The 13,196-nt window shown below is 68.4% G+C and carries 13 protein-coding genes; 8 read left to right on the forward strand and 5 right to left on the reverse strand.

All coding sequences use genetic code 11. The features are described 5' to 3' along the window. Nucleotides 1-469 precede the first annotated feature (469 nt). Nucleotides 470-1,183, reverse strand: coding sequence for an SDR family NAD(P)-dependent oxidoreductase (locus ACFQ4H_RS11470; protein WP_377569944.1), 714 nt, complete (start codon nucleotides 1,181-1,183; stop codon nucleotides 470-472). Nucleotides 1,184-1,299: 116 nt separating this feature from the next. On the opposite strand from ACFQ4H_RS11470, the gene ACFQ4H_RS11475 reads away from it, so the two are divergent. From ACFQ4H_RS11475 to ACFQ4H_RS11490, 4 genes are all read left to right on the forward strand, one after another. After that, the gene (locus tag ACFQ4H_RS11475) at nucleotides 1,300-1,821 is read left to right on the forward strand and encodes a SigE family RNA polymerase sigma factor (RefSeq protein ID WP_377569945.1); all 522 of its coding nucleotides are present in this window, start codon (nucleotides 1,300-1,302) and stop codon (nucleotides 1,819-1,821) included. Next, nucleotides 1,818-3,245, forward strand: coding sequence for a TolB-like translocation protein (locus tag ACFQ4H_RS11480; RefSeq protein WP_377569947.1), 1,428 nt, complete (start codon nucleotides 1,818-1,820; stop codon nucleotides 3,243-3,245). Before ACFQ4H_RS11475 ends, ACFQ4H_RS11480 begins: the two co-directional genes overlap by 4 nt. 85 nt (nucleotides 3,246-3,330) lie before the next feature. Then, nucleotides 3,331-5,124 carry a bifunctional metallophosphatase/5'-nucleotidase gene (locus ACFQ4H_RS11485; RefSeq protein WP_377569949.1) on the forward strand — a complete coding sequence of 598 codons (1,794 nt, stop codon included), beginning with the start codon at nucleotides 3,331-3,333 and terminating at the stop codon, nucleotides 5,122-5,124. 502 nt (nucleotides 5,125-5,626) lie between these two features. Beyond that, nucleotides 5,627-6,373, forward strand: a complete 747-nt coding sequence (locus tag ACFQ4H_RS11490; protein WP_377569951.1) for a pentapeptide repeat-containing protein — start codon at nucleotides 5,627-5,629, stop codon at nucleotides 6,371-6,373. Between the two features lie 303 nt (nucleotides 6,374-6,676). On the opposite strand, the gene ACFQ4H_RS11495 is transcribed toward ACFQ4H_RS11490, so the two are convergent. Next, nucleotides 6,677-6,871 carry a hypothetical protein gene (locus tag ACFQ4H_RS11495; RefSeq protein ID WP_377569953.1) on the reverse strand — a complete coding sequence of 65 codons (195 nt, stop codon included), beginning with the start codon at nucleotides 6,869-6,871 and terminating at the stop codon, nucleotides 6,677-6,679. Nucleotides 6,872-6,982: 111 nt separating this feature from the next. Between ACFQ4H_RS11495 and ACFQ4H_RS11500 the strand changes: the two genes are divergently transcribed. Further along, on the forward strand, nucleotides 6,983-7,594 hold the full coding sequence (locus ACFQ4H_RS11500) for a histidine phosphatase family protein (RefSeq protein ID WP_377569954.1): 612 nt from the start codon (nucleotides 6,983-6,985) through the stop codon (nucleotides 7,592-7,594). A gap of 263 nt (nucleotides 7,595-7,857) precedes the next feature. Continuing rightward, entirely contained in the window at nucleotides 7,858-8,889 is a 1,032-nt protein-coding gene (locus tag ACFQ4H_RS11505) for an NAD(P)-dependent alcohol dehydrogenase (RefSeq protein WP_377569956.1), read from the forward strand. Nucleotides 8,890-8,896: 7 nt separating this feature from the next. Here ACFQ4H_RS11505 and ACFQ4H_RS11510 read toward each other — a convergent pair whose 3' ends face one another. Next, nucleotides 8,897-10,012 carry a geranylgeranyl reductase family protein gene (locus ACFQ4H_RS11510; RefSeq protein WP_377569957.1) on the reverse strand — a complete coding sequence of 372 codons (1,116 nt, stop codon included), beginning with the start codon at nucleotides 10,010-10,012 and terminating at the stop codon, nucleotides 8,897-8,899. A gap of 165 nt (nucleotides 10,013-10,177) precedes the next feature. On the opposite strand from ACFQ4H_RS11510, the gene ACFQ4H_RS11515 reads away from it, so the two are divergent. Then, nucleotides 10,178-10,414: a hypothetical protein gene (locus ACFQ4H_RS11515; RefSeq protein WP_377569958.1), complete on the forward strand. Its 237-nt coding sequence runs from the start codon at nucleotides 10,178-10,180 to the stop codon at nucleotides 10,412-10,414. After that, a complete protein-coding gene (locus tag ACFQ4H_RS11520; protein ID WP_377570152.1) occupies nucleotides 10,411-11,889 on the forward strand; it encodes an MFS transporter in 1,479 nt (492 codons plus the stop codon). Before ACFQ4H_RS11515 ends, ACFQ4H_RS11520 begins: the two co-directional genes overlap by 4 nt. Nucleotides 11,890-11,993: 104 nt before the next feature. Here ACFQ4H_RS11520 and ACFQ4H_RS11525 read toward each other — a convergent pair whose 3' ends face one another. Both ACFQ4H_RS11525 and ACFQ4H_RS11530 read right to left on the reverse strand, forming a co-directional pair. Beyond that, nucleotides 11,994-12,677: a tyrosine-protein phosphatase gene (locus ACFQ4H_RS11525; RefSeq protein WP_377569960.1), complete on the reverse strand. Its 684-nt coding sequence runs from the start codon at nucleotides 12,675-12,677 to the stop codon at nucleotides 11,994-11,996. A gap of 79 nt (nucleotides 12,678-12,756) precedes the next feature. Continuing rightward, complete coding sequence (locus ACFQ4H_RS11530) at nucleotides 12,757-13,047, reverse strand: hypothetical protein (protein ID WP_377569962.1); 291 nt, start codon at nucleotides 13,045-13,047, stop codon at nucleotides 12,757-12,759. Between the last annotated feature and the right edge of the window lie 149 nt (nucleotides 13,048-13,196).

Genomic DNA, 13,196 nt, shown 5'->3' on the forward strand with positions numbered 1-13,196 from the left:
ACCGGCTTAGCCTCCAGCGACGTCACCGCCTGGTCGGCCAGGGCCGGACCCGCGAACACACCACCGGTGAAAGCCAGACCAGCAGCAGCAAGCACACCCTTACGAAGAATCGTGTTCATGACAAAGCTCCAATACAGGGGGGATAGAACGCCTCCCACAGGGGGAAAGGAGAGACGCGGAAGCAACCCGCACACATCAGCGCGCGCCGCTCACCAGAAGAAAGGGGGGAAAGAAAAGGAACGCCACACGCAACCCCCGGACCAGGGGTGCGGGCGTAGACAAGATGTAACGACCAGCCGGCCGCCAACATTCCAGCCACCCGAAGATCATCACCACCGGGCCAGCCGAAGAGGCCACGCTACTCAGCCGTACGCGATATACAACGCCCCCACCCCCGCCAACATTCCGCCGAGAGCGGCCGAACAGCCAGTCGATCATGCCTCGGAAACCACCCAAACACGACCAGATCTCAGCCCGACTCCCGAAGCCCGGGGGTACGAAGTCCGGGCAGATATCTGAACGCGAATGCGAAACTCGTGTGCTCGTTTCCGAAACGCGTCCGCACGGTGCCGGGATGAAACGACGTGGACATGATCTCCGGCCACTGCTGGGCCGCCGCCACGGAGAACAGCATGATGGCCTGCTTGGCGGTGCAGTAGGCGAACAAGGGCCGATAGGGTTTGCCCACTCCCGACAGATTGTCCGGGTCCAGCCTGCCCTGCGGGTAGCCGTTCGACGCGGTGTTGATGATGCGCCCACCGGCGAGCAGTCCGCGCAGTTCGTGGCTCAACAGGAACGGGGCGAGCAGATTGGTCTGCACCGTCATCTCGTGGCCGTCCACCGAGAGCCGATGCGCCTTCACTGTTCCACCGGCGTTGTTGGCCAGCACGTCGAGACGCGGGTAGGTGCCCCGGATCTTCTCCGCGAGACTTCGGACGTCATCGAGGACACCGAAATCGCACCGGTAGGCGTCCACCGGTGCCGTGGCTACGGCGCGGACACGCTCGGTCGCGGCGGTGAGGCGGGCTTCGTCCCGGCCAACGATGGCGAGGGTCCAGCCACGCCGGGCAAGTCCCTCGGCGGCGGCCAGCCCGATTCCGGAACTGGCGCCGGTCACCAAGGCAATACGTTGATCATTCACGGTCACGCGGGGAAGGCTAAGGGCGTGATCCTGATCCGCCACTCAGCCGACCAGGCATACATCCCACCGGCCGATCGACTCGGATGTGACCCAGGTCTCTGCCGGACACACCCAACCCTCGACCATCGCGTCGGCGTATGAACGGGCGGAGGTGCCAGATGGCGGACGAGCAGTACCCGGGTCTTCGAGAGTTCATAGCAGCTCGAGGCCAGGCACTCTCCCGGGCCGCCTACCTGTTGACCGGGGATCACGGTCTGGCGGAAGACCTGGTCCAGTCGGCAATGATGCGGGTGCTCCGACACTGGAAGAAGATGGGTGACACCGGCCCCGAGGCGTACGTCCGGCGAATCATCTATCACCTGTATCTCTCGCGGCGACGTCGGCGTCGAGTCCCGGAACTGCTGACCGCCCGCGTTCCCGAACTGGCGACGACCGACCCGTACCTGGCCTCGACGCTACGGATCAGCCTCGATCGGGCGCTGACTGCACTCTCACCGAGACAGCGGGCGGTGCTGGTGCTGCGGTACTACGAGGACCTCACCGAAGCCGACGCGGCGGCGGTGCTCAACTGCAGTGTCGGGGCGGTCAAACGGTACGCACACGAAGGGCTCGCCCGCCTGCGTCAGGTCGCACCACACCTGGTGGACTTCGCACCCGTTGTCGAGAAGGTGGGCAGATGACCCGCAGGCTGATGGACGCGATGCAGGAGACCGTGACCGACGTGCCGGCGTACGTCTCCTATGAGGGTCTGCTCTCCAGAACTCGCCAGCAGCGCCGACACAGAACGCGGGCCGCGATCGTGACGGTCCTGGCACTCGTACTCGGAATCGTCCTCATGCCCCAGATTCCCGCCTCGTACAGTGCGCTCGACATGGCAGGGCCGGTCAGTGCGCCACCAGTGTCACTGTCGTTGCCCAACCGGCTGGGCAAGCCGCAGTGGGGCAGTTGGTCCGTGCAACGCCGGCCGATAGCCGCCGCTCCGCTCATCTTCACCTCCGAGGCGTGGTGGTACGAACCGGTAAGCACGGGCTCGGTGGCGGTGGTCGAGGCCGACACCGACGAATACCGCGTGATATCAACCGGCTGGGGTAGCGAAGCCGGAAGGGATGCGGTGATCTCGTCGGACGGCACCCGGCTGGCGTTGCCCAACCAGATCGTGGACCTGCCCACGGGACGTGAGTCGGCGCTGCCGAAGCTCGACGGCATCTCGGTGGTCAATCCGGCCGCCTGGTCCCCACAGGACAACGTCCTGGCGGTCATCCAGCACGACGGCAGATATGTGGACCAACCTGACGGCGGGGAGGTGTATCGGCAGACCCGAGCGCTCCTGGGGCTGGTCGAATTGAGCTCCGGACGCTTCGCCAGCATCGCGGAACTGGAGGCGGACACCCAGGTCAACGGCTGGACGGTCGCCTTCGCTCCCGATGGGCGCACCCTGGCGTATCAGAGCGGAAACCGGATCGTGGTCACGACGTTGGCCGGTGAGGTTCGCAGTGAATTCACCGTTCCCGCCGACACCCGGATCGCGGGCAAGGGCGCGTGGACACTGGACGGCAGTGGCCTGACCCTGGTCACCCAACGCCGTTGCTGCGACGGGGACGAATATCCGTCGCGATGGCGGCTACAGGTGGTCGACCCGGCCACCGGTGCCGAGCGCGACGGGCCGCGCCTGCCGGAGCAGAACGGGCTGGTCGCACTCCGACTGTTGAGCTGGACCCCCGACGGCGCGGCGGTGGTGGCGCGTTACCACCCCTGGCCGGGTAGGAAGGCCGTCGGCCTCGGCACCTACGACGACATCATGGCGGCGGTAGCCCGCCAGACCGACCTCACCGCGCTCAGCCCGGTCGGCGAGCCACGGGTACTGCTCACCGGTGGTGAAGCCGTGGTGCAGGGCATCGACGTCGCCGACCGGGCGATCACCGGTGGCCGTACCCATCCCGGGAGGCTGCCGCCGGGCGGAATCGGGCCGGAGTACCGGATGTACATCAAGCTCACGTTGCAGTGGGCGGCTCCGGTGGTCGCCGGTGCACTGATCCTGGCCGTGTGGTTCGTACGCAGGTCACGTCGCCGCAGGATGGTGCGGACGCAGCGACGCATGTCATGATCGGCTCCGCTGGTCACGGGCACCGGACGCTATCGTGCGTGCGGCGCCCACCAGGCGCATTCCGACCCTTCATGGAAGGCTCGCAATGACCTCTCGTTCCGGCCGGTCGCGGCGCCAACTGCTGACCGCCGCCGCAGCCGCCACTGTGGCGGCACCGCTGGTCACCGCCGCTCCGGCCCAAGCCGCAAGACCGGCGAAGCCAAAGACGTACGACCTCACCATCCTGGGTACGTCCGACACCCACGGCAACGTGTACAACTGGGACTACTACCGGGACGCCGAGTACGACGACAGCGCACACAACGACGTCGGTGTGGCGAAGCTGGCCGCTCTGGTCAACCGGATCCGGGCCGAGCGGCGGGGCAGGGCGACCCTGGTGCTCGACGCCGGGGACACCATCCAGGGCACTCCCCTGGCGACGTACTACGCCAAACAGGAGCCGATCACCGCGACCGGTGAGAAGCATCCGATGGCCCGGGCGATGAACATTCTCCACTACGATGCGATCACCCTCGGAAACCACGAGTTCAACTACGGACTCCCGCTACTGGACCTGTGGATCCGTCAGCTCGGCTTCCCCGCACTCGCCGCCAACGCGGTCAACGAGCGCACCGGCAGGCCCGCCTTCCAGCCGTACGTCATCAAGAAGGTCTCCCTCGGCTTCGCCGCACCGACGCTGCGGGTCGGCATCCTCGGCCTGACCAACCCCGGCGTGGCCATCTGGGACAAGGGCATCGTCGAAGGCAGGCTGCGCTTCGAGGACATGGTGGCGACCGCCGCGAAATGGGTACCGATCATGCGGGCCCGAGGTGCCGACATCGTGCTGATCTCGGCACACGGTGGGGACAGCGGCAGGTCCAGCTACGGCCCGGAACTGCCGAACGAGAACCCGACGGCGCTCATCGCGCAGCAGGTGCCCGGCATCGACGCCATCCTCTTCGGGCACGCCCACAACGAGGTGGTGGAGAAGTTCGTCGTCAACGAGACGACCGGTGAACGGGTGCTGCTGACCGAGCCGTCGAAGTGGGGCCAGCGGCTGAGCCGGATGGACTTCACGCTCAGCCGGGAGCGCGGACGCTGGCGGATCACCGACAAGCGGGCCACGATGCTGAACACCAACACGGTGGTCGAGGACCCCAAGGTGCTGGCTGCCGTACGGGCACAGCACGCCAAGACGATCGCCTACGTCAACCAGGTCGTCGCCACCTCGGCGGTCGAACTGTCGGCGGCGGAGTCACGCTACAGGGACACCCCGATCCTGGACTACATCAACCAGGTGCAGACCGACACGGTCACCGCTGCCCTGGCCGGTACCTCGTACGCGGCTCTCCCGGTGCTGTCGATCGCCGCGCCGTTCAGCCGTACGGCGGTGTTCCCGGCCGGCGACGTGAAGATCCGGGACGTGGCCGGCCTCTACGTCTACGACAACACCCTGGAGGCGGTCGTCCTCAGCGGCGCCGAGGTGCGGGCGTACCTGGAGCACTCCGCGAAGTACTTCCGGACGTTCGGTCCGGGTGCCCCGGTCGACCCGGCATCGATCAACGACCCGAGCGTGCCGGACTACAACTACGACACCTTCTCCGGCCTGGACTACGAGATCGACATCAGCCGCCCGGACGGCCAACGCATCACGAGGCTGACCCACCCGGGTACGGGCAACCCGGTCGCTGACGGCGACCAGTTCGTGGTCGCGGTGAACAACTACCGACGCAGCGGCGGCGGTAACTTCCCCGGCATCGTGAAGCCCCAGATCTACAACGAGCAGAAGGAGATCCGCCAGCTGCTCATCGACTGGGCACAGGCCAAGGGGGTCATCGACCCGGCCGACTTCTATCAGCCCAACTGGCGGCTGGTCCGCGAAGGCGTACCCGTCTTCTAGCACCCGTGCCGCAGCTCGGTGTCGGCATGCGGCGGCATGATCTGACCGGTACGGAATGGGATCGGCCGGCGCTGCTGTCGCCGGCCGATCCGCCGAGCGCCCGACGGTGGCTGGATCACCGCATGGTGATCAGCAGCCGCAGAACAACCGGCATACCCTGCCAAAGCGGCATTTCTCAGCCCAAAGCAGCGATATACCGGCCGGTTTCCGTCGTGAGTGTCGCCGGCCCGGAAGACCCCAGGATCGTCCGACGTCAGCTGTCGGACACAATGGGCCTCATCCCCGAGCACGGTTGCCGCAGTGCTCCGCCACTTCCAGGAGATCACCCACGTTGTCCCGCAAGCGCGAAGTCCCGTCCCGCAGACGCGAAGTTCCGGCCCGCAGGCGGGAGGTTCCGGCCCACAGGCGGGAGGTTCCGACCTCCGAGCGCGAGGTTCCGGTCCGCAACGAGCGCCACCTCGATCTGCGAGCTGACTGCGCCAACTGCTTCGGACTGTGCTGTGTGGCCCTGCCCTTCGCCGCATCGGTCGACTTCGCGATCGACAAGGACGCCGGGAAACCGTGCAGGAACCTCCAGACCGACTTCCGATGCGGCATCCACGCACAACTACGGGAGAAGGGCTTCCCCGGCTGCACCGTGTTCGACTGTATGGGAGCCGGGCAGAAGATCTCCCAGGTCACCTTCGGCGGACAGGACTGGCGGCAGACACCGGACGCCGCCAGGCAGATGTTCGACGTGTTTCCGATCATGCGGCAGCTCCACGAACTGCTCTGGTATCTGACCGAGGCACTGACGTTGCCACCCGCGCGCCCGATCCACCGGGACCTTCGCCGAGCACTCGACGAAACCGAGCGGCTCACGCGTAGCAGTCCCGAGAAGCTGGCGGAGCTGGACATGGTCGGGGTGCGTCACGGCGTCAACGGGCTGCTGGTGCAGACCAGCGACCTGGTTCGGGCCACGGTGCCCGGCCGGAAGAAGAACCACCGGGGAGCCGACCTCGTCGGGGCCAGGCTCACCGGCGCAAACCTACGGGGTGCCAACCTACGTGGGGCGTACCTCATCGCGGCAGACCTGAAGAACGCCGATCTTCGGACGGCGGATCTCATCGGCGCGGACCTCCGCAACGCCGATCTGAGCGGTGCAGACCTCACCGGCAGCTTCTTCCTCACCCAGTCGCAACTGAACTCGGCGCGAGGAGACTCGACCACCAGGCTGTCGGCCGACCTCACCCGTCCCGGGCACTGGTGACCCGACGGGTCACATCTGCGGATCCGACCCTGCATCCGCTCGGATCCGGCCCCTACGAGCGTGCGGATCCGGCCCCTGGGAGGTCAACCCGGGAGTCGTCGTCCCCCGTCCGAACACCACGACGACTCCCGGACCAACAATCGAGGGCCGGCGACAGGATCGACGGACCTGCGTGCAGTACCTGTTCGATACTGCCGGTCGGACCCGGGATGCGCGCTATGGCCAGCACCACAATCGGGGGTGTAGCTAACCCCACCCCGACCGCCTGCCCGGCGGTCGGGGCCACCTGCCGGTCTCGCGGTGTCAGCCACCGGCACCGAGTCGCAGTATCCACTCGTCGTCGTTGCCGGCCGGTTCGGGCCGGTCGCGTGCGGCGTCGGTCTCGGTCAGCTCCAACCGGTCCTCCGGACGCACCCGGCCGGGCAACTCACCGAACCTGGCGTAGCGCAGGAATGCGAGTTCCTCGTCCGAGAATCGCTCCCGGCGCTCTCCGTTCATGACGACCTCCCCGTCCAACTGTTCGTCCTACAGCAATCATCGACCACGAATGCCCGGCTGACAGTTTTCCCGCAACGGACACAACACTCGGGCCACACCTAGGATCGTCAGATGGCGCAACGACTGCTCTATCTCGTACGGCACGGAGAATCGGAGGACGCGCACACCGAGTCGGTCGATGCCGGGCTCTCCGAGATCGGCCGGCAGCAGGCCAGGTGCCTGGGTGGACGGCTGCGCGACGTGCCGTTCACGGCCATCCACCACAGCCCGGTACGACGGGCCGCGCAGACCGCACAGTTGCTGGCCGGGGAGCTTCCCGGCGTACCGGTCCACGAATCGGAACTTGTCGGCGACTACGTTCCGGCGATACCCCAACCAGGTGTACTGCATCCGGCGTATGCCGACTGGTTCGACACCCTGCCCGTGGCCGAGCTCGCCCGGGGTGCCGAACTGGCCGCAGCGGCCATCGACCGTTTCACCGCCGCCCCGGAGACCGACGAGCGCGAGCTGGTCGTCACCCACAACTTCCTGATCGGCTGGTTGGTCCGGCACTGTCTCGACGCGCCCGACTGGCGCTGGATCGGCCTCAACCACTACAACTGCGGGTTGACCGTCATCGCCTACCGCAGCGACCGTCCCAGCTCCCTGCTCAGCTACAACGACGTCGGCCACCTGCCCTCCGCCCTTCGCGGCACCGGCATGCCGGCGCACCTGCGGATCTGACCGCAGCGGCGACGGCTGCCCCGTCCCCCGAGGCGCCCCCACACCGGGAGCCGGCGAGTTCGACGGTAGGGGGACCCGTATGCCGTACGGGAACGCGTATGCCGTCCGTCGGCGACGTACCGGCGACTCGGCGGCGGCACAACGGCATCATCAGGGTCGTCACGGGTAATAGGGGTTCTTCGCGCCGCCCGACATCCGAGGCCAAACGGCGTCCCGGACACCGCGCGGCGGTTACCACGGACGAACCTGCGTTGGAGGATCCGATGCGCGCAGCCCGCCTGACCGCACCTGGAATGCTGGAACTGGTCGACATCCCGGTCCCCACGGCGGGCCCTGGTGAGGTGCTGCTGGCCGTCGGAGCTGTCGGCGCCTGCCACTCCGACCTGCACATCCTCGACGCTCCCGCCGGTGGGTTCCCGATCCCGACGACGCTCGGCCACGAGATCGCCGGCCGGGTCGAGAAGCTCGGCCCGGGGGTCACCGGCTGGGCACCCGGCGAGCCGGCCGCCGTCTACGGCATCATCGGCTGCGGCCACTGCCGAGCCTGTCTCCGGGGCCTGGAGAACCAGTGTCGGACCGTGCCGGTCGGTGGGGTCGGCCTCAGCCGGGACGGCGGACTCGCCGACTACGTCGTGGTACCCGCATCCCGGCTGCTGAAGATCGGAGACCTGGAGGTGACCCAGGCCGCGCCGCTCACCGACGCCGGCCTGACGCCGTACCACGCCATCGAACTCACTCGACCGGCGCTGCGCCCCGGCACCTGCTGCGTCGTCATCGGCATCGGTGGACTCGGCCACATGGCGGTGCAGATCCTCGCCGCCACCACCGCGGTCACCATCATCGCCGTCGACACCAGCGACGAAGCGTTGGCGTTGGCCACCCGGACCGGCGCCCACCACACCGTACGCGCCGATCAGAACGCGGTCGACGAGATCCGTAGGCTCGTCGGCCCGAGGCCGGGCGGGGCGGATGTCGTGCTGGACTTCGTCGGGGTGGACCCGACGTTGGAGATCAGCCGCTCGGTGATCTCCGCAGGGGGCCACCTGATGCTGGTCGGCCTGGGTGGGGGCACGCTGACCATGCAACCGGGTGCGGGGGTCGTCCCGGTTCCGCTGGAGGTCAGCGTGCGGATCCCGTTCTGGGGCACCCGGGCCGAACTCAAGGAGGTCATCGCGCTGGCCCAGCGGGGCCTCATCCAGGCCGAGGTGCAGACCTTCCCGCTGACGGATGTCGTCGAGGCGTACGACAAGCTGCGTCGCGGTGAGATCCACGGCCGGGCGGTACTGGTGCCCTGATCCGCCGTCAGCTCAGCATGGCCAGCGCCGCCTGGACCGGCCGTCGGGCCAGGGCCCGCTCGAACGACGCCTCTCCGGCGCAGAACTTCGCGAACATCCGCCATCCGGGCGGGGTGGCCAGCAGGGTGTGGAAGACCTCGGGACGTCGGGAGAAGGCCGCCAGCAGTTGCCGACCGGCCCGCATCTCCGGGACCAGTTGCGCCTGCACGGCCTGCACGTAGCCGTCGAGATCGCCACTGGCCGCCGCCGCCCCGGCCAGCGCGCCGGACCGTAGCGCGTAGCTGATGCCCTCCCGGGTCCAGGGTTCGAGCAGGCCGGCAGCGTCCCCGGCGACCAGGATCCGCCCCTGCCGCAGCGGTGAGTCGTCACTGCGGCAGCGGGTGAGGTGCCCCGAGTCGTGCGTGGGTGTGAGTTCCGCGAGGCCGAGCCGCTCGACGAAGTCCCGCAGGTAGCGCCGGGTCCGTTCGCCCTCCCCCCGGCCGGCGATGACGCCCACGGTGAGCTGGTCCCCCTTGGGGAACACCCAGGCGTACGACCCCGGGATCGGCCCCCAGTCGATCAACAACCGCCCCCGCCACCGGGCCTGGACCGGCTCCGGGACCGGCAGTTCGACCTCCAGGCCGAGGTCCACCTGGTCGTACTCCACGCCCGCCTGGCGGGCGGTGACACCGGAGGAACCGTCGGCACCGACCGCGACCCGGGCCGTCACGTGGGTGCCGTCGGCCAGCCGGATGCGTACGCCGTCGGCGTCCTGGTCGATGGCGCGCACCGCGGTCCGCTGTCGGATCTCGGCCCCGGCCCGTACGGCTGCCTGCCGCAGCCGATCATCGAACTCGGGCCTACGCACCATGGCCAGCAGTGGCGCGGAACGGTGCCGCCGGGTGAACTCACGTCGGCCGTCCCGGGTGAACGTCACCTGGTCGACCCGGTCGTGGACCGGCACGTCGATCCGGCCGTCCACCGCTGCCAGGGATGTACCGATCAGACCGCCCCCGCACGTCTTGTAACGCGGGTGTTCGGCCTTCTCCAGTACGAGGGTGCGGGCTCCGGCCCCGGCTGCGGCATACGCGGCCGACAACCCGGCTGGCCCGCCTCCAACTACAGCGACGTCCCATTCAGTCACGGGAGCAGCCTAAGCGACCACTCCCATAGTTGATCAGTGAGAGCACGCTGACAACCGACGACCACTCGTTTTGGGACACGACCTACGGCATCATCTCCGTAACAGTGGGTAACCGCCGCCGCGTCGCAGTGTGTCCGACAGCGTTGTCGGTACTAGGAGGTTGTCATGCAACAGATCCAGCTTTCCGAGATCGAGCAGCGGGTGTACGTCGCGGTCACCACGCTGGAGGCACGTGGGCAGGTGCCCTACCCGGCCGCGATCGCCCAGGAGGCGGGCCTGCCGGAGGACGAACTTGTCACCCCACTGCACGAACTCGGTCTGAAGAACCTCGTGCATCGTGAAGACTCACCGCTGGCCGGCTTGGACTTCGGCCCGCGCTGGTGTGCTAGGCAGCCCGCATAGCCGGGCGGGAGCCGCAGAACGGCTCGACGGATCCGAAGGCCGCCCGGCGGCGATGGCAGGCGCTGGCGGTCGGGCTGGTCGCTGCCTTCATGACCCTGCTCGACGTGAGCATCGTCAACGTCGCCGTACCGTCGATGGAAGCGGCGCTGCGGGCGAGCCCCGCCGAGTTGCAGTGGGTGTTGTCCGGCTACGCGCTGACCTTCGGCCTGATGCTGGTACCCGCCGGACGCTTCGGCGACGCCCGGGGACGGCGTACGGTCTTCGTCGTCGGGCTCGCCCTGTTCACCCTGACCAGCGCCGCTGCCGGACTGGCCCGCTCCCCCACCTGGCTGATCATCGCCCGGTTGCTCCAGGGTGCCGCCGCCGGAGTGGTGAACCCGCAGGTGGTCGGCCTGATCCAGCAACTCTTCCACGGGCCTGAGCGAGGTCGTCCGTTCGGCCTCCTCGGTGCCACGATCGGCATCTCCACGGCGATCGGGCCGCTGCTGGGTGGCACCCTGATCCACCTCGAGGGCACCCAGGAGGGGTGGCGCTGGGTCTTCTACGTCAACGTCCCGGTAGGGATCGCCGCCATCTTCTTCGCCTGGCGGCTCATCCCGGCCATGCCACACGGACGACCGCGGCGACAGAGCCTCGATCCAATCGGTGTGGTCCTGCTCGGCACCGGTGTCGTGCTCCTGCTGCTTCCGCTGGTACAGGGTCAGCAGTGGCGCAGTCCGCTGGCCTGGTTGCTGGTCCCCGCCGGGTTGGTGGTGTTGGCCGGCTTCCTGTTCTGGGAACGACGATACAGCCGACACCGCGAACCGCTGTTCGATCTGGCACTGTTCCGCCGACGGTCCTACAGCCTCGGCTCACTCATCGCCCTGCTCTACTTTGCCGGGTTCACCGCCATCTTCTTCATCTTCACCCTCTATCTACAGAACGGCCTGGGCTACAGCGCACTCCTGGCCGGCCTGGCGATCACCCCGTTCGCGCTCGGCTCCGCGGCATCCTCCGCCATCGGCGGCCGGATCGTCGACCGGTTCGGCCGACCGCTGGTCGCCACCGGCCTGGCCATGGTCATCGCCGGGCTCGTGGCCACCGTGATCACCCTGCACTTCGTTCCCGGGCGTGGTGCTCCGCTGGCGCTCGCCGGTCCGCTGCTCCTGGCCGGCCTGGGCAGCGGGCTGGTCATCACCCCGAACCAGGCGCTGGCCCTTTCCGAGGTGCCGGTCGCCCAGGGCGGCAGCGCGGCCGGGATGTTGCAGACCGGGCAGCGTATCGGCTCTGCCGCCGGTATCGCCGGAGTAGGGGCGGTCTTCTTCGCCTCGCTGAACGCCACCGGGAACGGGTGGTCTCGCGCCTTCCGTGACGCGCTGCTGGTCGCCATCGGCTTCGTACTGGCGGCATTCGTCGCCGCGTTGATCGACAGCCGGGCCGGTCGGAAGGACAACCCGCCGGGTGGGAACCTTCCCTCTCGTGCCCCGACCAGCTAGTACTCCGGACACGGGCGCTCACGTTGTCGGGTGACGCGCCGTACGCGCCGGTCGGTCGGCACCGCCCGCCTACCGGATGGCCACTCTCCCATCGGGCTGAGCGGTCAGGACAGCAGGGCTCGCAACGCGGCCAGCTCGGACTCCGTCGCCCCGTGGGCCAGGAGATAGGCGGAGATGGAGCCGTGGTGGCTGCGGATCCACCCAATGGCACCCAGGAGATGCCCGGCGGCGACCGGGCGGGTGCCGTGGGCCGTCGCCGATGCCGCCACCGAAGCGGTCAGCCCCAACTCCGTGTTCGAGCGGAGGAAGTCAGCGGTGATCTCGGCCTCGGAGCCGCCCAGCAGCGACTGGAGGACGGCGACGACGACCCCGGTGCGGTCCTTGCCCGAGGCGCAGTGGACCAGCACCGGCGCACCGTCGGTGGCAAGAAGACGGCGGGCGACCACGACCACCGACCGACCGGCGTACTCGGCCATGAGCGGATACAGCTCATCCTGGTCGTTCGGCCATCGTTGCTCGATGAACACCGGGGCGTGTACGTGCTCGACACCCTCGCCGGGGCGGATGTCCGGCCGGTCGGCCGCTTCCGGAACACTGCGCAGGTCCACGACCGTACGCACACCCAGGCGTCGCAGCGACTGCGCCCCCTCCGGCAGCAGCTCATGCAGGGCACCGGATCGGTACAGCACGCCGTGGCGCAGAGACCCGACACCACCCGCATCCCGAAAGTTCCGTACGCCGGCAACGCCGTCGAGTGCCAGCCCTGCGCCAACCTCGTTCTGGGTCATGCCGGCCAGGCTAGGGATCCGCCCACCCACCACCGGCACACCCCCGGTACCGGTGTCGAGCAGGTCACGCACGGAGCTGTCAGCGCCACGCATCACGGGTCGTCAGCGATCGGCGGAACCGCTGCAGCACCGGGGTGGGATAGGCCGCCCGCAGCTCGGCCAGCACCCAGCACATCCGCTGCACCGCTCCGGCCGGATGATCGCCGTACTCCTGGGCGACCCGAGCCGCGCAGCCGCGCACGCCGTACCGGCGCAGTGTCGCGCCCACGGCCGCCCGTACCTGCGCCGGGGAGGGGACATCGGAACGTTGCAGCATCGAGGCGAACAACGCCTCGGCACGTACGGCATTGGTGTTCTCGGTCCGCACCATCGTGTTCCTCACCTTCGTCCGTCGGGTTGCGACCCGACGCGAAGTGGCCCTGATGTTCTGTGTGACCTGCATGCCTTTGGTACGCAGCGCGCCCCGGGCAGGTTCATCGAGCCGCAGAAACGGCACGTCCCGGTCGGCGGAACGGTGTG

This window comes from Micromonospora sonneratiae, from assembly GCF_042679305.1.
Classification (GTDB): Bacteria; Actinomycetota; Actinomycetes; order Mycobacteriales; family Micromonosporaceae; genus Micromonospora_H; species Micromonospora_H sonneratiae.